This window comes from Paenibacillus sp. B-A-8, assembly GCF_048572915.1.
Lineage (GTDB): Bacteria > Bacillota > Bacilli > Paenibacillales > Paenibacillaceae > Paenibacillus_AQ.
Window position 1 is genome coordinate 4,652,984 of the sequence record NZ_CP183882.1, and the last position, 18,312, is coordinate 4,671,295.

Sequence of the window (18,312 nt, forward strand, 5' to 3'; positions counted from 1 at the left end):
TGAAAAAAAGTGTGAAGATATTTAAAATTTTATTTTTTATTTTTTTCCAATTCATTAAATATATTAATTTATTTCAACGAAAAAAAAGAGCCGTTACTTGTCGTTAACAGGCTTATTTCCACATGTGTTTTTTAAATAGAATATATAAAAACTACCTACTTAGTATATCACAAATAGTACATTACGAGTATATCAAAATAATCCATCATATTAACGAAAACAAGCGAACCATAAATGGTCCGCTTGTTTCTAGTATAGTACTTTTGTTTATTTTAGCGGCTGGGTAAACTATATCCTTCACCCATTCGAGCTCCATCTGAGAACCGATAAAATTGATAATAATACCGACCGCTTTGTTTATAAAAAAGCTGCCATGCATACTCTCCGTTATATACCCCCGGCAACAACCGCTCGATACTAATGTCCGGAAGATCAGCTTTAATTATGCTGCGTATTTTCGCTTCAGAGGTCCCTTTACTCAGTTCCTCAGCATATACTGCGTCGTTGCCTTCTGCAAACTTCCCGTCTACAGTAAAGCGTACCCATACCATCAACTCGGTCCCGGATTGATTCTTCCCTGTTAAGACCCAGTACACTGCATTTTCATCCCACACGGATTTCTGTGCTTTAGTTACCTCTGTCAGACCAGCGCTGGTTTTGGCGATATCCTTAGCAATATCTCGCTCGTTCCATTGATCTTTCATAATATAGGCATAGAACTGGATAAGTCCAAACAGAAGGAGCAGAATCAGAACTGACCCCAGGAGGATCCATTTTTTCCTTTTCTTCAAGGTACAGCTCCCTTTCTAGTAATATATCTTTTTTGATTATATAACACACCCGTGTGTTTATCCAAAGTTTCATATTCATTCATATAAATTCTTATATTTACAGAAAAGGCCGTAACTTTTGCAAACGCAGAAAGTCACAGCCTTTCAGTTAATTTATGATCTTAGACTAGCGCTTGAGCAGCCCCTCAAAGGATTCTTGCGCCTTACGACGGATAGCTTCCTCATCTAACGTTACACATTGTCCATGTTTTACAACCTGTTTACCATTCACCCATACATGCTCAACATCCTTGGCACTGGCAGAGTATACAGCATGAGACAGCAAATCTGTGTGCGGTAGTAAATGCGGCTGGTCTATATCAATCGCGATAAAGTCAGCTTTCATGCCTACAGCGAGCCTGCCCACATCATTTAAAAAGATAGACTTCGCGCCATACTCTGTAGCCATACTCAGAGCTTCCGGAGCCGGTACAGCCGTAGGATCACCACTTACACCTTTATGGATAAGTGCTGCAAGACGCATCTCTTCAAACATATCCAAGTTATTATTACTTGCCGCGCCATCTGTACCCAACGACACCTTCACACCGGCCTTTAGAAGATCCGTAACACGAGCAACTCCACTAGCCAGTTTTAGATTACTTCCCGGGTTATGAGATACACCTACATTATGACGAGCCAGAATCTCGATCTCTTCATCATTCAAATGAACGCCATGAGCAACAATAGACGGACGTGTGAACATTCCAAGCTTCTCTAAATGAGCTACAGGCCGCAGGCCGTAATCCACTACATTCTGCTCCACTTCGCGTTTCGTTTCGGACATATGGGTATGCATCGGTAAATCCAAATCATGCGCCGCCTGTACAAACTTAACAAAGAAATCCGGCGGGCAAGTATATGGAGCGTGTGGCGAGATCATCGTTGTAATTCTACCGTCAGCCTTTCCATGCCAGTTCCGTGCAAAAGAAATCGCTTCCGCAAGCTTGTGATTCTGTACTTCCTCTGGACAAAGACCGATCACGCCTCTCATCAATACAGAACGGATACCTGACAATTCGACCACCTCAGCTACTCGATCCATATGATCATACATATCCAGGAAGGTTGTAGTGCCACCTTTCAGCATTTCCAGAACAGACAAGGAGGTTCCCCAGTACACATCTTCTCCGGTGAATTTCTCTTCCATCGGCCACATTTTTTCCTGAAGCCATACTTGAAGCGCTAAATCATCTCCATAACCACGAAGCAATGACATTGCGGCATGGCCGTGTGTGTTTACCAGACCAGGCATAAACAACAGACGACTGCCATCAACAACTTGCACACCTTCTTCCATCAAAGGCTCTTCTTTTCCTATGTAAGTGATCAAATCATCTTCAATAGTCATATATCCACTAAGAACAGGCTCATCCGTTCCCGGAATAAGAAAACGCCCGCCTTTGATAATCGTTTTACTACTCTTCATTTCCGCTTTCTTCCTTTCCGTCTTTCAAATAATAAGCAAGACTTTGCAAATCCGTTGTAAAATCGGCTGCATGAACCCGGATATTCGGTGGTGTTTTTAGAATCACTGGTGCAAAATTCAAAATCGCCTCAATGCCAGATTCAATAAGAATATCTGCTACATTCTGCGCTTCTGAGTCAGGTACAGTAATAATCCCAATTCGAATGCCTTGCTCACGAACTGTCTGACCTAGCTCCTCCATGGGTTGAACCGTAAGAGAGTTGATTTTCCGCCCTACCTTAGGTGCATAAGAGTCAAATATAGCGGTAATCTTCATAGTATCCTTCAGATAAGCATTATAATTAGATAACGCATGTCCAAGGTTACCGGCACCTACTAATGCCACATTCAGCTGTTGGTCCAGCTTCAAAATATGACGGATTTTCTCAATAAGATAAGTTACGTCATACCCGATACCTTTTCTACCGAAGTCTCCAAAATACGCTAAATCTTTACGGATTTGAGCGGGATTCAGATCAAGTTTTTGTCCTAACTCTTGCGAGGAAACGGTTAATATTTCACGTTTCTGAAGATCATTCAAGAAACGTAAGTATACAGGAAGTCTGCGAACAACGGCTTCTGATATTTTATCCGATTTCATAATTTACCTCCTAATTTAAGTACTATTCTGTTTGAATCCTATTAAAATTTCTGTACCTCGTCTCAATGAAGAGCGGTATTCTCTTATACCGCCCTTCATTGTGGAGTGATTAATTAAACAGAAGATGTCCTTCTTAAGAAACGCCTCCGTCTTCCAACCACTCTGCTATACGAGGAACCATTTGATCCGTAAGCATATGTTCCATTTTCGGGCCAGGCAACGAATAAAGGAAATACTTCCCATAATGAGATTCGATAACCCTAGTGTCATACACTATAACAATACCCCGATCCTGCGCTGTCCGTACCAGTCTTCCAAATCCTTGCTTGAAGCGGATAACTGCCTGAGGCACCGACAATTTCATAAACGGATTCTTCTTCTGGGCTTGTAATAACTCAGACTTCGCTTCGGCTAGAGGGTGATTAGGCGGTTGAAATGGAAGCCTCACGATGGCCAGGCATGTCAATGCCTCACCCGGAATATCTACTCCCTCCCAGAAGCTGCTAGTTCCAAGCAGAACTGAAGCAGCACTGTCCTGAAAGCGTCGAATCAGCTTACTGCGGCTTCCACCTTCCACGCCTTGACCTAGCACCATAATTTCTTGTGAGGCTAGAGCCTCTTTCAAAGGATCGTAAACTTGGCGCAGCATCTTGTAAGAAGTAAACAGAACAAGCATCCGTCCGCGTGTCGTAATTGCCGCTTCTGCTAGTGACTGTACGAGCGTATCGACAAATCGGGCATCGCCCACACTGCCCTTCACACTAGGGAAATCCCGTGGAATTACTAATAGTGCCTGCTCCCGATACTTAAAGGGAGATGGAAGGAGAGATGTCATTAGACGCCCCTCTTCCGCAGCTTCATTAAGTCCGAGATTATCAATCATAAACTGGAACGATTTATCGACAGAAAGCGTCGCCGAGGTTAACACAATACTTTTCTTTTTGTCGAAGAACAGCTCTTTAAGCTGGGTACTAACATCAACAGGGACGGCATATAGCTGTAGCGATTTGCTGCGATAATTTCCATTCGCCTCCAGCCAATATACTACATTCTCGTCGTTTAATCCCATAAAAAACCGTACTTGCTCACGTATAGAAGCTAAATCCTTAAATAAGCCGCTAATATCGGTTACTAAACTATCTGAAGAAGATTGACCTTCTTGATCACGCATCTCATTAAGCATTTTATCACCCTTACGGATAATTTCGCTTAATGTCAGATTCATAGTATTCTCCAAAGCAACCAATTCATCCCAATCTTTCGGTTTACGGGTAGGAAGTAACCGCATGACTAGCTGTCCAGCTTCTCCCGCCGCTGCATCGCTACGTTCCGGCAAGAGGCTAAATAGCTTGTCACTAAGTAGATCCCAGGTTTCTTTTACAGTAAGCAGATCTGGATAGATTCTATCGATAACTCCGCTCCATTCAGAAGCTTCCTCACTGCCTGATGACTGAAGCATTTGACGAAGCGTTGGGAGTTGGCCGTTACGACTATCCTTGTATAATCGGGATAGCGTGTGAGCCACCGTGAAATGCTTCATATGCATACCTAAATGCTTGCCAGCCACGTCCTCCAGATGGTGGGCCTCATCAATAACAAGATGTTCATAAGCCGGGAGTAGCTGGTGCCCAGCCTTAACATCTGCGAAAAGCTTAGAGTGGTTCGTAATAACCACGTCAGCAATACCTGCTTCATGTTTTGCCCGATGGTAATAACACTTGCGGAACCAAGGACAGGAGCGACCGAGACAAGAATCGGTATCGCTTGCTACCGTCTCCCAGAAATCTCCGCCACGACCGCTTAAATTGAGCTCTTCGTCATCCCCTGATTCACTTTGTGTCAGCCAAACGATCATCTGAGCCGCAGTAAGTGCATCTTCTCTTGGACTTATAAAGTCTTTTTTATTAATTTTATGTTCAAACTTACGAAGACACAAATAATGCCCTCTACCTTTAAAAATCGCAGCTTTAAATGGAAACGGAACTACCTGCGTTAACAAAGGAATATCACGCTCACGCAATTGATCCTGCAGATTAATGGTATGAGTGCTGACCATAACTTTCTCATTAGTACGAACACTTTGGTATATGGCAGGCAACAAATAACCAAGCGATTTGCCGGTTCCTGTCCCTGCTTCGATCAATAGATGTTTGTCTTCGGCAAGTGCCGTAATCACCTCATTGATCATAATATCCTGAGCTTCTCGGCTTTCATACTGTGGCAAAGTGTCCTTAAGCCGTTTAGTTACTTCATCCATATAATCTGTAAATGATAAATTCTGTAGCGGATTCTCAGCATGCTCGTCACGAGGTGGAGCTAGTTCATTCCAATCCCCTACTGCAAGCGCTAATTGACGATAGAAAGTCAGATCACCTTCGGGTTGAAGCGTCTCCGCTTCCCGCTCACGCAGCAGACCATCAAAATACCAACCTAAATCACTATCCTCTTCGGTAAACAGCTCACATAGTCGCTGGATGGTGAGTAACGGCAAACTATAAAGCTCCTCCAGACATTTCAACAGCACAAGAGCTGTCGCCAGTGCATCACTATCTGCCTGATGCGGACGATCATGTGTCACTCCAAAATGTGCACTAACTGACCCTAGTTGATAGGATGTTAGGGAAGGAAAGCAGATTTTTAGAAAATCAATCGTATCTAAAATCCGCCCTTGAAATGGTAAATACCCACATCTGTCTAAAGCATTTTGCAAAAAATGGAAGTCAAATGCGACATTATGCCCTACAAGCACAACATCATCCAAGAGTGGAACAAGCTCCATCATCATCTCATCCAGCTCAGGCGCATCCTTTACATCATCGTCGGTAATCCCCGTCAGACCAGTTATAAAAGGAGGTATCGGCGTTCCGGGCTTGACGTAGGAACCATATACCCGGGAGATGGACCGGTCTTCTTCTATAATTGCAAGGCCAACCTGGATAATTTCACCCACGGATTGGGTTCCCGTTGTTTCAAAATCAAGCACGGCAAATTTCATTATAATTCTATTCCCTTTCAATTGAGACTCTTAATCAGCATAACAGAAGTTGCGAAAAAAGGCGATGCACACCACTGGTTCAGGGGATGCATCGCTTGAATGAAAATGCGGAATAATAAACCGTAAACGTAATAATTTACAATAATGAAACAAGCTGATTTCCGAAATGAAGCTTTCCTCCACGGCGGCGGCAAACCTCCAAATTAACCGTTGGTTCAGGAAGTGCAGGGTCAAGCTGCAACGAGAGGCCAAACAGCTCCTGCGCTTCATTGAAGCGTTCCTGTGAAGCCCGGATGCAGCCTAAAGCATTATAAACCATTGCTTTCAGCTTGGTTTCTCGTATCAAACCGAGCATATGGTTCAAATGACTCCACGCTGCTTCCCCATCCCCTTCCTGAAGGTAAGAGATGGCTAAATATAAGCGAGCAGCCAAACTATCCGGATATTGCGCAATAACTTCCTTAAACTGCTCAATACATTTTCCATACATCAGCAGCTTATAATACCCCTGGCCTCTAACAAAAGTATCCATGCAGAGCTCGGGTGCTTCCTGCTCTGGCATGTCCTCTACAGCCACAGTCGTAAAATCTACACTTTCACGAAAGTGACTTAGCTTCTCTGCAAAGGCCAGCCATTCATCCATTACTTTATCGCTTAGTCGGTGCAGCATATTATAATTGCATAAAAGCTCATTCCGGCGGGCACCCTCCGCTGTAGGGTAATCTGTAACGATCTCCTGAAGCACCTTGTTCATTTCAGCAAACAAATGTTGAAACATGGGCTATCCCCCTTTACTGAAGATGAAATCAGTTCAGCTTGCCTGACTTCATTTTCTGCGAGAACGGGGTCTTTCATCCCTGCCATTCATTACATGGCGTAAGTCCATTATTTAAGCGATTGTAGCATGCAATTCATGATCAGCCAGCTTGACGGGTCTGTTGTTCTCATCCACGAATACCACTGCTGGCTTATGCGACTCCAGTTCTTCCGAAGACAACATCGCATATGAAATAATAATTACTGTGTCTCCTGGTTGAACAAGACGGGCGGCTGCACCATTCAGACAGATCACACCACTTCCGCGAGGTCCAGGAATAACATACGTTTCTAACCGTGAACCATTATTGTTATCCACGATCTGTACTTTTTCATTTTCAAGAATATCTGCCGCTTCCATTAAGTTCTCATCAATGGTAATACTACCCACATAATTCAAGTTCGCTTCTGTCACCGTAGCGCGGTGAATTTTGGATTTCATCATATGTCTAAACAAGAGCGGCAACCTCCTTTGGAATAAATACATTATTGTCAATTAAGCGTGTTCTGCCAAACTTTACAGCAAGCGCTATAATAATTTCCCCTTCTACATCCGTTATTAAAGCTTCGTGGTCTAAACTTTCCAGATTAGGGAATGTCAGTATTTCCGCATAATCAATGACCGCCAAAGGAGAGCTGGAAATAACCGATGTCAACAATTCCCGCACTTCAGCAACGGTTCTTACTTTTCCTTCTTCAATGGACTGACGTGCTTCACGTAAGGAACGAGATAGCACTAATGCCTGACTACGTTCCTCAGAAGATAAGAATACGTTTCGTGAGCTAAGCGCAAGTCCATCCCCTTCACGAATGATAGGGCAAGGTACAATTTCAACATTCATATTCAAATCGGATACCATTCGGCGGAGCACTGCTACTTGCTGGGCATCCTTTAGTCCAAAGAAAGCATAATCAGGCTGCACGATATTAAATAGTTTATTCACAACCGTAGTTACGCCATTAAAATGCCCTGGGCGCGAAGCTCCGCAAAGTCGAGTAGTAAGCTCAGATACTGAGACTGTAGTCCGGGTAGGCTGCGGATACATTTCTTCTACACTGGGGATAAATACAATATCGACCCCTTCGCGTTCCGCCAGCTCCAAATCACGATCTTCATCGCGCGGATAGGAATCATAATCCTCATTCGGTCCAAACTGCAGCGGGTTCACAAATATGCTCATAACCACCGTGTTGCTCATTTCTCCTGCCCGCCGAAGCAGACTGGCATGTCCTTCGTGAAGATATCCCATGGTTGGAACAAAACCAATTGGGGTATGCCCACCTTGTCTCATATACTCCAAAGCTTCGCGCAGCTGCTCAATGCTTCTGACAACTCTCATCTTATTCCCCATCCTTTCCGGCACCGCCGTATAAAGATTCCAGAACGGTTTCATCTGCCTTAAAAACATGGCCTTCATCTGGGAACGAGCGATCCTTCACTTCTTGCACATATTGGCTAATCCCCTCACGAATTACATTACCCACATCCGCATAGGTTTTGACAAAACGTTTCTCACGATAGGGTGAGGCATACCGCAGCAAATCATGGAAAACCAATACCTGACCGTCACAATAACGACCTGCACCAATCCCAATGGTCGGAATGCTCAGTGCCTCAGAAATCGCTTGTGCGACTTCTTCTGTCACCAGCTCCAGTACGACTGCAAATGCACCGGCTGCTTCAAGCGCCTTGGCCTCATCCATCAGGCGTTTTGCGTCTCTGGCGTCCTTACCTTGAATACGGTAGCCCCCAATCATATTTACCGATTGTGGTGTAAGTCCAATATGCCCAAGCACAGGGACTCCCGCAGCTACAACTGCAGCGACTGTCTCACAAATTTCGAGGCCGCCTTCCATTTTGACGGCATGAGCCCGCCCTTCCTGCATCAGTCTGCGCACACCCCGCAGGGTCTCATCTACACTTCCGTGATAGGTCATAAACGGCATATCTGCCACAATGAACGTATTTTGTGCGCCTCGAGTTACGGAACGAGTATGGTAGACCATATCGTCAATCGTAACGGGTAAAGTTGTATCATATCCAAGTACCACGTTTCCCAGGGAGTCACCCACCAGGATAAGGTCGATACCGGCTTCTTCAGCAAGTAGAGCCGATGGGTAATCATAAGCGGTCAACATACTCAACCGTTCACCATCTGCTTTCATTTTTTTCATTTTCACAATATTAAGTGCTTGTTTGTTTGCCATTTCTCTCTTCGTCCTCCTTTTTGAAATAACATCCCCGTAAAAATCGCAACAAAAAAACCCTTTAGCAATCATTTGCTAAAAAGGTCCGAAGGGCAAAAAAGAGTCACTCGCGATCGTCCCTTCTGTCTCGGTCCTTACGGCTCAGAGCAGAATCCAACGTAACCGTCTAACGCAGTTATGAAGGTAATTCCAATAATAAAAACATTATAAATCCATCAGATCAAGAGTACAGTTCGTAAAACGATACCGCCTCCGACCCATAGTATATCAAAAAGGACTCGGAATTACACGAAAAAAATATGACAAGGGATGACACCCCTGCCATATTGAAAAGACTTATAAAAGCTCAATTTCACCTGAGCATACATTTGAAATGTCCCCTGAGCTATTTTTAAGGAGTAGTCCGCCTAAGTTGTCCAGACCTACTACGACGCCTTCAGAACGCCCCTGAGGGCTATTCAGGGCGATTTGGCGACCCAATGTAACTGACATCGACTCCCATAGCTCTTTGATGGGTTTAAAACCTTGATTCATATACAGATTGTAATGCAATTCCAACTCATCGAGCACAGCCCTAACCAGCTCCGAACGGTCAATAGGAACACCGCTCCGCTGTATCCGAAGTGAAGTTGCCACTTCTTTCAGATGATCAGGATAATCGTCTTCAGTCAAGTTCGCAGAAATTCCAATTCCGGCGATGCAATAATGAAGCTCCCCTTCTCTTAGCGAAGACTCAAGCAAAATTCCGCATATCTTACGACCGCCCGCAAGCAAATCATTCGGCCATTTAATACCGGCATCGACTCCGGTCACACGACGTATTGCTTTACAAACGGCAACCCCAGCAAGCAGTGTTAACTGCGGAGTCTGTAACAAAGGTAAATTCGGCCGCAATACTATACTCATCCAAATCCCTTTGCCACGAGGAGAAAACCAATTTCTGCCCATTCTCCCCCTAGCGCCGGTTTGTTCTTCAGCGATTACGGTTGTTCCTTCTGGTGCGCCGCTTTCTGCCAATCGTTTGGCTTCCTCCTGAGTAGATACGACAGACTCTAGGAGCTGAACTCTGTCTATCCAATTCGAATCGGAAGCTTCCTGCTTCAATTCGGTTAGCGACAGCGCCTTATCATAGCTCATGTCCATCCATCCTTTTTGCTTCAAGCAGCAATACTTGTTTATTGTTTAGTAGATCTCCCGAAGCAGTCGCTTGCAGAAGTGCACTCAGCATATTGCCGAGCCAAGGACCCGGACGTTTCCCAAGCGCTTCCGCCAGCTCATTACCTGTAACTGCAAGCTCCGATAAGCTCTTAAGCGGCATCTGTGAGATCCAGTCTCTTGCAGCTTGCAAATAGATCAAGCCATTTACAAGCTCTGGCGCCGCTGGGGTGACAGCGGGTGAAATCTCTGAACCCGCTGGCGGGTTCGCAGCGGGAAGGCCACCTGCTGGCAAGATCGCCAGCAGCGAGAGCCACCCTTCGGCGGCTTCCACGCCGAAGGTCAGCACGGCGGCGAGGAAGCGCCGCCGCAGTAAATCCGTGCCGTCCGGTTCCCCCGGCGGCACTGCCTCCAGGGCAGCGGTCCAAGCTTCGCGGACCCGCAGCACCTGGACGACGCTGGTACGCGTCGTCCCAGAGAACGTCCATGCCCGCAGCAGCTCATCGGCCTCCTGGGCCGACTGCTTCAGGGCATGGAGGAGAAGCGCCCACCGCAGGTGGGCGCTCTCCAGTTCCCCTATCCCGGCCGTCAAGGCGGCAGCAGCCGCCAGATCGGTTCCGGTCCAGGGGAACGGGGCTTTGCCGCGCGCGAGCAGTTCACAGCGCGCTAGCATTGCAAGTCCGCGCCGAGGATGCGGCCCCTCTACGATGCGGTCCAGCTCCGCGCGGACGCGCTCCACAGCAATATGCGCCAGCTTATCTCGCTGGCGCAACAGTCCCCTCCACGTATTCTTGGCGATGGAGAAATCTAACACCGATGCGAAACGAACGCAGCGAAGCATGCGTAGCGCATCCTCATCGAACCGTTCCTCTGCATCCCCCACACAGCGGATCACACGGAGAGCTAGATCTTTCTCGCCTCCGAAGGGATCAATCAAATCTCCGTCCAGTCCGCAGCATATTGCGTTAATCGTAAAATCGCGACGACGCAAATCTTCCTTCACATCACTAACAAATTCAACATGTTCCGGACGACGATGATCGACATACCCACTTTCAGTTCGGTATGTCGTCACTTCAAACCCATGCCCATCCTGAAGCACGGTGACCGTCCCATGTGCTAGCCCTGTCGGAATACTGCGTGCGAAGATGGCTATCACTTCCTCCGGCACTGCTGAAGTTGTAATATCCATATCATGTACTGGCCTACCCAACAGCTCATCGCGAATGCAGCCTCCGACCCAAAAAGCCTCATGGCCGTTCTGAGTTAGCTCAGAAATTACATTTTCCGCCGCAAGAGCCATAGCGGATGGCGCCATTTTCCATTTCATTAGAACCCCTTACCCCCTGACTGTATCCAGTCTAGGTACCTTGCGCCCGAGCACACGGTAATATATATCTTCATACTGACTTGTAATCGAATCCTTACAGAAATCTTTGCAGGCTGTTTCCAGGCAGGCTTGTCTGAATTGCTGTACCATGCGATCATCCGAAAGGAGTTTAATTGCATATTTCGCCATAGTGTCCGTATCACCAATCGGAGCAATAAATCCTGTCTTGCCATGCTCAATTAGCTCTGGAATCCCTCCGGTTTGAGAACCTATAGTCGGTACTCCACAGGCCATCGCTTCTAGCGCAACCAGACCAAAGCTTTCCTTCTCTGACGGTAACAGCAGCAAATCAGCTAACGAAATGACTTGAGCGATCTCATCCTGTCTTCCTAAGAAGCGGACTTTATCTTCCAGACCCATTTCACTGATCTTAGCTTGAATCTTGGGAAGATCAGGCCCTTCGCCAACAAGCAGCAGTCGTGAAGGGATTTCACGATTCACTTTAGCAAAGATATCTACAACATCGCTTACCCTTTTAACTGGACGGAAGTTACTGATGTGCATCAGGATCTTCTCCTCAGGTGAAGCAAAATCTTCCCGAAGATTCGATACATCCCGCGGGTAATAGACACGATGATCAACGAAATTATAAGTGAGGTCAATCTCGCGAGTGATATCCAGCACTTCACGTGTTTCTCTAATGAGATCCTTCGATACAGCCGTTACAGCGTCACTTTCATTAATTCCAAGACGAATTAGATCTTTTAGAGATTCGTCCTGTCCAAGTACCGTAATGTCAGTGCCATGCAAGGTCGTTACAACCTTTATATCATTACCAAGCATCTGCTTGGCAAGAAATGCACAAACAGCGTGTGGAACGGCATAATGAACATGGAACAGATCCAGATTCTGCATTTTAGCAACCTGAGCCATCTTCGTAGCAAGTGCTAAGTCGTAAGGAGGATATTTAAATACGTAATAATCGTTAACCTCTACTTCATGATAAAATATATTTTTCTGAAACTTCCCTAACCGAAACGGAATACTGTGTGTAATAAAATGAACTTCGTGCCCCTTTTCGGCCAAGAGTTTTCCTAATTCAGTCGCTACTACGCCTGAGCCGCCAAGAGACGGATAACAGGTAATACCTATTTTCAAACGATCCATGTTCCGTCCCCTTCTATACTTTATAAAGTATGATCCCCCGCAGTAAACAAATTTACCGCATAAGGAACTTTTGTAGCAAACCCTTCCGCATAAGGAATGAGTCTGCGCTGTCCAAGCAACATATCTCTAGAGCGGACCCGCTCAATGTAACCCTCCGTTAACGGTGTGGATACAGCATCGGCACCCAGCGGTTTGGTGAACTGAGAGCGATAACAGGACAATGCCTGCTCCTTTAACCCATATTGTTCAGTAACATCTACAATAAGATCCGTACGTCCAAGATCATTTATAAAATAAAAAAACAATTGTGGTGCTGAAACTGCCGGCTTGTCCGGCATATATTTACGTAGTTTGGCATTAAAGACCGCCTCTTCTACCAGCTTACTGCATGCTATATGATCAGGATGACGATCTTCCCAATAAGGAGCAAAAACTATCACAGGCGCAAAACGGCGAATTTCTGCCGTAACAGCTGCTACATGCTCTTCCGTTATAAAAAGCCCTCTGTCTGATAAACCTAAATTCGTCCGCACCGATACACCAAGTAGATCAGCAGCTTGCTGCGCCTCTTCCTTGCGTAACTCTACAGTACCGTTCGAGGACATCTCTGCAGCCGTTAAATCGCACAAGCCCACTTTAAGGCCTGCAGCGGTATGTTTCGCAATCGTACCTGCCATACCGATCTCCGCGTCATCCGCATGAGCTCCAAATACAAGAATGTCCAGCTTCATTCATCGACACCTGGTTTGTATTTATGAACTAGTTCACGCCAAGCAAAGTCACCGCGATCAATCGCCTTCACAAGCACTTCAGCTGTCGCAATATTCGTAGCTACAGGTATACCGTATACGTCGCATAGACGAAGTAAAGCTGTAATATCTGGCTCATGTGGCTGTGCCATTAATGGATCACGCAAGAAAATAATAAGGTCCAATTCATCCTGCGCTACCATTGCGCCAATTTGCTGATCTCCACCTAATGGGCCGGACATATAGCGATGAATTTTCAAGCTAGTCACATCCATGATTCGTTGGCCAGTAGTCCCCGTGGAAAATAATTCATGACCTACAAAAACATGCTCATAGGCTAATACAAAATTTACGATCTCATCTTTTTTACGATCATGTGCAATAAATGCGATTTTTAACATGGTGTTCTCCCCTGTCTATTCTATAAAGTGCTCAAATCCATAGATCAAGCCAGTGTATTCCATAACCTTCTGAATCCCCATCTTAACGCCTGGCATATATCCTGCTCGCTCATAAGAATCATGCCGGATTTTTAAGGATTGTCCGAACCCGCCAAAAATCACTTCTTCTTGGGCAAACACACCAGGAAGACGGACACTATGTATCCGGAATCCGTTATAATAACCCCCGCGGGCACCTTCAATCGTTTCTTCTTCTTTAGGATTCCCTTGACGAAGCTCTTCCCGAACCTCTGAAATCATCTCTGCCGTTTTAATTGCAGTTCCGGATGGAGCATCCAGTTTCTGGTCACCATGATACTCGATAATCTCCAGATGCGGGAAGTATTTTGAAGCTTGAGCCGCAAATTTCATCAACAGAATAGCCCCTATGGAGAAATTAGGAGCAATGAGTCCGCCTATCCCCTGGTCTTGACACTGCTTGTCCAGTTCCACAATTTGCTCCGGTGTGAATCCGGTTGTACCAATAACCGGACGCACTCCGTATTTAATGGCTAGTGCTGTATTCGTATACGCTGATTGTGGTGTAGTGAAATCAACTACAACATCTCCATTGCTTCCCGCGAGGGCAGCCTCAAGATCTGAAGTTACAATAACTCCCGAGTCTTCTAGACCTACAAGACGGCCTGCGTCTATATCCATCGTTGAACGATCTACCGCAGCTGCCAGCTCTAACTCTTCGTCCTGCAGCACAAGTTTAATAACCTCTTTACCCATTCTCCCGCCTGCGCCGGATACGATAACTCTGATCTTGTTGCTCATATCTTTTCATCCTCGCCTTCACTGGTTATATAGTTACTGCATATACGATTGTATGGATTTCTGAAGGTCTACCATCAATTCTCGCAAGCCAGAATCATCCGGATGTAAAGAAATCACTTCTTTCAGGGCAGCTATAGCCTGAATATGCTCATTTACCCGACTATGCGCAATGGCAAGCCATACATAAGCATCCCCATATAAGGGGTCAAGAGTGATGGCCTCTTTAAGCAGCGTAATCGGATGATACGGGTTGCGAGTTTTGTTATCTTCATCTTCTATCAACCGCTTAGCTTCCTGTACATGCATCATAGCCTGAAGATGCTGTAGATGTAGACTATACTCAGGTTTGCTACCGTCTAACTTCATAGCGGCCTGAGCATGAACTAAAGCTTTATCTAGCATACCACTGCGGGCATACGTTATGGAACAACGATATCTGACTTCTGCATCTGCCGGACTTGCCGCAATCGCAGCCTCAAAGCAAACAATAGCTTCCGCAAAGTCACTTCGCAATATAGATCGGTAGGCTTCTCTTACATAATCTCTTTGATCCATATACACACCATCCTCACGGCTAAATCCCGTTCGTTTGGTACAGCATATGTTATAGAGGCCTAATCGGTGTCTTTTGGTGTCCAACGCCCAGCGTCTCGGGTATTAAACTTATGCATAACCTTATTATGCGCTTCAGTCAGATCTATCCCAAGAGAATTCGCAAAACAAACGGTAATAAACAGAATATCTCCCAGTTCAAGCTCAATAGAATTCTCTGCTTCATCAGACTTCTTCGGCTTTTCACCGAATTCATGATTAACTTCCCGCGCCAACTCTCCGACTTCCTCGGACATGCGGGCTAACATAGACAGCGGACTGAAGTACCCTTCTTTAAATTGCGATATATAAGCGTCTACTTCACGCTGAATGTCACCAAGACTTTTGTCCATAAAATGTATCTTTGCCCCCTCTGTATATCTTGCCTTCTGTTTGCCCCTATGTTATCGTAAAGACGTTTTGAAGACAAATCTTTTTTGAATATTTTAACACCTGCAAGAAAAGGTATACTTATTATAGGAAAAGAAAAACTGCCTTAACAAGGCCTAACGAGGGATTCCATGAATTCAAACAAGGTAATCACAATCAGTAAAACAGTTGCTCCCATCATGCTCGGCACTGCCGTATATGCATTCGGTCTACTGTATTTCATCATTCCCAGTCAGCTAATGGAAGGCGGCGTAACAGGTATCACACTGTTGCTTAATTATGCCTTTGACATCCCAATCTTTTTAACAACGCTGCTAATCAATCTTCCATTGTTTCTGCTGGGTTGGAAAGTCCTAGGCGGCCGCCAAATTGTATACACAGGTGTAGGGATCGGGTCTTTATCCCTTTTCTTGTGGATCTTCGAAAGATTGATCTCTGCCGGATGGATCGTGCCGTTCAGCACCGAACATGACTTTATTCTTGCTGCACTATACGCAGGGGTGACACTTGGAACAGGGCTTGGGATTGTGTTCCGTTTTGGTGGCACAACAGGTGGCGTAGACATTGTAGCAAGAATTCTGGGACGGAATTTCGGCTGGAGCATGGGACAGATTATTCTGGCTATCGACATTTTCATTATCGGTTCTTCCATCTTCTATATTCCCAAAGAAAAAATTCTATACACACTCGTCGCAGTGTTTATCGCTTCACGTGTTATTGATTTCATCCAGGAAGGCGCTTATGCCGCCAAAGCTTTTACTATCATTAGTGACGAGGCACCCCAAATTGCCGATCTAATAACTGCTGAATTAGAACGAGGAGTAACGCTCATCCCCGCCATCGGTGCGTATTCTAAGCAAGCCAAGCATATGGTGTATTGTGTGGTCTCAAGGCAGGAAATTCGCCGTCTTAGTTTATTAGTCAAATCAATTGATCCGCACGCGTTCGTAATTATAAGTGATGTGCATGATGTTCAAGGCGAGGGATTCAGAGAAACATAAAGAAAAAGGAGCGAGGACTCTTCCCGCTCCTTTTTGTTATTCATTAAGCCAATTTCACTAAATCGGCTTGAATTTTTGATTTTCTCCACGATACTTACGATAGCCCACATAAGCTAATGCTGCAATAATAAAGCTTGCGGCTAGCCCTCCCCAAATCCCAAATTCTTGTGAGGCCAGGGGTAATGACAAAGCCGGCTCATCCTTCGATTTTCCGAACATTACCCGCACCGCATCCTGGCCGTAAGACACTATTTCAAGCAACCGGGCCCGTTCGATTTTTTGTGAAGAAGAAGGAATGCCTGCTGCATAAGAGAGCCAAGAATCAAAAGCATTTACAACTTCAGCCTGACGGGAGACGATCACTGCTGGCCGAATATTCTCGTACCTGCTCTGTAGCCTCTCTACAGCCGCTTTCCATCCAGCCAGATCATTTGCAGCACCGCTTCGTTCCATCGCATTCAGATCCTCGTGGATTAGCTTATAATACTGCAGCCAAATGGGCTGTCCAGGTTGATTTAGACTGTTGGCGGCTAACCGTAACTTGGTTGCTGTAGTCTCCAATTGCTCCTGAGATATTTTTGCACTTGCCACTGCAGCCTTGAGGTCCATAATTACCCCTGACAGCGCATTAATGCCCTCTACAGAAGTCATTCCTTCAAAGGAAGAGGAAACTAAGATCCTAGAGAGCTCTTCGGTTTCTTGTCGGACCTTCATCACATCGCCTTCCAAGACATACCCATACAATGCCTCAGCGGCTTGTTCTAGCTGCTGTGCTCCAGTTTTCCCACTCATCACAACCAAACCATTGCCCGAACTAACATCGGCGCTTTGCTTCGTATCATTGCCATCACCTTCACCAGCATTCGCTTGCGCTGCTGAAGCTTTTTCAACATTCATGCTGGTCAGTAACCAGCAAAATACTAGAATAACCAACACATAATATCTCCCGCGGAGCATGAGACATCCCCCTCCTACCTTAAGAAGAAACGACGTTGTCGTCTTTTAAAGACGATATTCATTTCTCGTAAAATTATAAGGATAAAGTATAGTATAAAACTAATACTTCTTATAATTCTAAATGTATGGCAAAGGGACAAGGGTTAGAACTGCTTGCTAGAACCTATTCTTAAACTGATAGATAGACTCACCTGGTCTTTGTCTACTACTAAACAACCAAGCAACAATTACGCTAAACACCGTAAGCGCCATTGTAAAGTATTGTACCTGAGTAACATCATCATTCAGTACAGAAGGTAACCATGGGTATATTCCATAGGAATAGTCCAGCAAATCGTTAGCAAGGGTCCAGAACAGCGCTAGCGGTATCATTTTGCGGAAAGAAAAGAATCGTGCATAGATCAAGGCTTCCACTGCCATCCCCAAATGGGAGATTACCAGCATCCAATCTTTCCACACTAGAATATCTCCTTGATACCCTCCAGCAAAAATCATACTTACCGCCCAAATCCCATACTTCACGGACGTCACTACCGCTAATGCTTCAATAAGCTCCCTAACGTTATTTCCCGTATAGCTTTTTGGAGGAAAGAGCATTAGCAACAGTGCCAAGGTAAAGAACAAGCTCGCGGTTGGACTATCTGGAACAAACGGCAGCAACCAAAGCGGAAAGTTAGCTGCCGTGAACTCCAATTGATTGCCATACCATATGTAGCCATAAATGGTACCGAGAAGATTCACAATAAATAACAACCAAATGATTCCTCGGTGTTTAAACAGTCTATCAAACCCATGAACTGACATACAGATCATTAACCTCCCAAGTAGTGGCAA

19 protein-coding genes are annotated in these 18,312 nt (G+C 45.4%); 1 reads left to right on the plus strand and 18 read right to left on the minus strand.

The features are described 5' to 3' along the window. Positions 1-272 precede the first annotated feature (272 nt). From ACN6MV_RS20885 to ACN6MV_RS20960, 16 genes are all read right to left on the minus strand, one after another. Positions 273-791 (minus strand): DUF5590 domain-containing protein, encoded by a 519-nt coding sequence (locus tag ACN6MV_RS20885; RefSeq protein ID WP_339287400.1) that lies wholly within the window; start codon positions 789-791, stop codon positions 273-275. Between the two features lie 166 nt (positions 792-957). Then, positions 958-2,259, minus strand: a complete 1,302-nt coding sequence (locus ACN6MV_RS20890) for an amidohydrolase (RefSeq protein ID WP_042129495.1) — start codon at positions 2,257-2,259, stop codon at positions 958-960. Then, positions 2,249-2,899 carry a redox-sensing transcriptional repressor Rex gene (locus ACN6MV_RS20895; RefSeq protein WP_042129497.1) on the minus strand — a complete coding sequence of 217 codons (651 nt, stop codon included), beginning with the start codon at positions 2,897-2,899 and terminating at the stop codon, positions 2,249-2,251. The genes ACN6MV_RS20890 and ACN6MV_RS20895 overlap by 11 nt, the downstream gene beginning before the upstream one ends. A 133-nt stretch (positions 2,900-3,032) precedes the next feature. Beyond that, on the minus strand, positions 3,033-5,894 hold the full coding sequence (dinG, locus tag ACN6MV_RS20900) for an ATP-dependent DNA helicase DinG (RefSeq protein WP_419884756.1): 2,862 nt from the start codon (positions 5,892-5,894) through the stop codon (positions 3,033-3,035). A gap of 136 nt (positions 5,895-6,030) precedes the next feature. After that, positions 6,031-6,672: a hypothetical protein gene (locus ACN6MV_RS20905; RefSeq protein WP_419884757.1), complete on the minus strand. Its 642-nt coding sequence runs from the start codon at positions 6,670-6,672 to the stop codon at positions 6,031-6,033. A gap of 111 nt (positions 6,673-6,783) precedes the next feature. After that, positions 6,784-7,167 carry an aspartate 1-decarboxylase gene (panD, locus tag ACN6MV_RS20910; protein ID WP_419884758.1) on the minus strand — a complete coding sequence of 128 codons (384 nt, stop codon included), beginning with the start codon at positions 7,165-7,167 and terminating at the stop codon, positions 6,784-6,786. Beyond that, entirely contained in the window at positions 7,160-8,050 is an 891-nt protein-coding gene (panC, locus tag ACN6MV_RS20915; RefSeq protein WP_042129506.1) for a pantoate--beta-alanine ligase, read from the minus strand. The genes panD and panC overlap by 8 nt, the downstream gene beginning before the upstream one ends. Before the next feature lies 1 nt (position 8,051). Next, positions 8,052-8,918, minus strand: a complete 867-nt coding sequence (gene panB, locus ACN6MV_RS20920) for a 3-methyl-2-oxobutanoate hydroxymethyltransferase (RefSeq protein WP_375103441.1) — start codon at positions 8,916-8,918, stop codon at positions 8,052-8,054. Between the two features lie 336 nt (positions 8,919-9,254). Next, on the minus strand, positions 9,255-10,055 hold the full coding sequence (locus ACN6MV_RS20925) for a biotin--[acetyl-CoA-carboxylase] ligase (RefSeq protein WP_339287405.1): 801 nt from the start codon (positions 10,053-10,055) through the stop codon (positions 9,255-9,257). Beyond that, a complete protein-coding gene (locus tag ACN6MV_RS20930; RefSeq protein WP_419884759.1) occupies positions 10,045-11,403 on the minus strand; it encodes a CCA tRNA nucleotidyltransferase in 1,359 nt (452 codons plus the stop codon). Before ACN6MV_RS20930 ends, ACN6MV_RS20925 begins: the two co-directional genes overlap by 11 nt. Before the next feature lie 9 nt (positions 11,404-11,412). Next, positions 11,413-12,570, minus strand: a complete 1,158-nt coding sequence (gene bshA / locus ACN6MV_RS20935; protein WP_042129514.1) for an N-acetyl-alpha-D-glucosaminyl L-malate synthase BshA — start codon at positions 12,568-12,570, stop codon at positions 11,413-11,415. 20 nt (positions 12,571-12,590) lie between these two features. After that, positions 12,591-13,301 carry a bacillithiol biosynthesis deacetylase BshB1 gene (gene bshB1, locus ACN6MV_RS20940; protein ID WP_076119765.1) on the minus strand — a complete coding sequence of 237 codons (711 nt, stop codon included), beginning with the start codon at positions 13,299-13,301 and terminating at the stop codon, positions 12,591-12,593. Continuing rightward, complete coding sequence (locus tag ACN6MV_RS20945) at positions 13,298-13,720, minus strand: methylglyoxal synthase (RefSeq protein WP_042129517.1); 423 nt, start codon at positions 13,718-13,720, stop codon at positions 13,298-13,300. Before ACN6MV_RS20945 ends, bshB1 begins: the two co-directional genes overlap by 4 nt. 15 nt (positions 13,721-13,735) lie before the next feature. Further along, positions 13,736-14,539 carry a 4-hydroxy-tetrahydrodipicolinate reductase gene (gene dapB / locus ACN6MV_RS20950; protein ID WP_042129520.1) on the minus strand — a complete coding sequence of 268 codons (804 nt, stop codon included), beginning with the start codon at positions 14,537-14,539 and terminating at the stop codon, positions 13,736-13,738. Between the two features lie 33 nt (positions 14,540-14,572). Next, a complete protein-coding gene (locus ACN6MV_RS20955; protein WP_042129521.1) occupies positions 14,573-15,094 on the minus strand; it encodes a tetratricopeptide repeat protein in 522 nt (173 codons plus the stop codon). A gap of 59 nt (positions 15,095-15,153) precedes the next feature. Continuing rightward, positions 15,154-15,483: a nucleotide pyrophosphohydrolase gene (locus ACN6MV_RS20960; RefSeq protein ID WP_036676271.1), complete on the minus strand. Its 330-nt coding sequence runs from the start codon at positions 15,481-15,483 to the stop codon at positions 15,154-15,156. A 168-nt stretch (positions 15,484-15,651) separates the two neighbouring features. On the opposite strand from ACN6MV_RS20960, the gene ACN6MV_RS20965 reads away from it, so the two are divergent. Then, entirely contained in the window at positions 15,652-16,521 is an 870-nt protein-coding gene (locus ACN6MV_RS20965) for a YitT family protein (RefSeq protein ID WP_076119766.1), read from the plus strand. 57 nt (positions 16,522-16,578) lie between these two features. Here ACN6MV_RS20965 and ACN6MV_RS20970 read toward each other — a convergent pair whose 3' ends face one another. Then, on the minus strand, positions 16,579-17,478 hold the full coding sequence (locus ACN6MV_RS20970) for a sporulation protein YpjB (RefSeq protein ID WP_052414667.1): 900 nt from the start codon (positions 17,476-17,478) through the stop codon (positions 16,579-16,581). Between the two features lie 156 nt (positions 17,479-17,634). Next, the gene (locus ACN6MV_RS20975) at positions 17,635-18,282 is read right to left on the minus strand and encodes a DUF1405 domain-containing protein (RefSeq protein ID WP_042129526.1); all 648 of its coding nucleotides are present in this window, start codon (positions 18,280-18,282) and stop codon (positions 17,635-17,637) included. Positions 18,283-18,312: the final 30 nt, after the last annotated feature.

What these genes read in the sequence shown, in the direction of transcription:
- bshA (WP_042129514.1), bottom strand. Translation starts at nt 12,570, where the DNA reads ATGGATCGTTTGAAAATAGGTATTACCTGTTATCCGTCTCTTGGCGGC.
- ACN6MV_RS20975 (WP_042129526.1), bottom strand. Translation starts at nt 18,282, where the DNA reads ATGTCAGTTCATGGGTTTGATAGACTGTTTAAACACCGAGGAATCATT.
- bshB1 (WP_076119765.1), bottom strand. Translation starts at nt 13,301, where the DNA reads ATGAAGCTGGACATTCTTGTATTTGGAGCTCATGCGGATGACGCGGAG.
- dapB (WP_042129520.1), bottom strand. Translation starts at nt 14,539, where the DNA reads ATGAGCAACAAGATCAGAGTTATCGTATCCGGCGCAGGCGGGAGAATG.
- panC (WP_042129506.1), bottom strand. Translation starts at nt 8,050, where the DNA reads ATGAGAGTTGTCAGAAGCATTGAGCAGCTGCGCGAAGCTTTGGAGTAT.
- ACN6MV_RS20895 (WP_042129497.1), bottom strand. Translation starts at nt 2,899, where the DNA reads ATGAAATCGGATAAAATATCAGAAGCCGTTGTTCGCAGACTTCCTGTA.
- ACN6MV_RS20905 (WP_419884757.1), bottom strand. Translation starts at nt 6,672, where the DNA reads ATGTTTCAACATTTGTTTGCTGAAATGAACAAGGTGCTTCAGGAGATC.
- ACN6MV_RS20970 (WP_052414667.1), bottom strand. Translation starts at nt 17,478, where the DNA reads ATGCTCCGCGGGAGATATTATGTGTTGGTTATTCTAGTATTTTGCTGG.
- ACN6MV_RS20930 (WP_419884759.1), bottom strand. Translation starts at nt 11,403, where the DNA reads ATGAAATGGAAAATGGCGCCATCCGCTATGGCTCTTGCGGCGGAAAAT.
- panB (WP_375103441.1), bottom strand. Translation starts at nt 8,918, where the DNA reads ATGGCAAACAAACAAGCACTTAATATTGTGAAAATGAAAAAAATGAAA.
- ACN6MV_RS20890 (WP_042129495.1), bottom strand. Translation starts at nt 2,259, where the DNA reads ATGAAGAGTAGTAAAACGATTATCAAAGGCGGGCGTTTTCTTATTCCG.
- ACN6MV_RS20945 (WP_042129517.1), bottom strand. Translation starts at nt 13,720, where the DNA reads ATGTTAAAAATCGCATTTATTGCACATGATCGTAAAAAAGATGAGATC.
- ACN6MV_RS20955 (WP_042129521.1), bottom strand. Translation starts at nt 15,094, where the DNA reads ATGGATCAAAGAGATTATGTAAGAGAAGCCTACCGATCTATATTGCGA.
- dinG (WP_419884756.1), bottom strand. Translation starts at nt 5,894, where the DNA reads ATGAAATTTGCCGTGCTTGATTTTGAAACAACGGGAACCCAATCCGTG.
- ACN6MV_RS20960 (WP_036676271.1), bottom strand. Translation starts at nt 15,483, where the DNA reads ATGGACAAAAGTCTTGGTGACATTCAGCGTGAAGTAGACGCTTATATA.
- ACN6MV_RS20925 (WP_339287405.1), bottom strand. Translation starts at nt 10,055, where the DNA reads ATGAGCTATGATAAGGCGCTGTCGCTAACCGAATTGAAGCAGGAAGCT.
- ACN6MV_RS20965 (WP_076119766.1), top strand. Translation starts at nt 15,652, where the DNA reads ATGAATTCAAACAAGGTAATCACAATCAGTAAAACAGTTGCTCCCATC.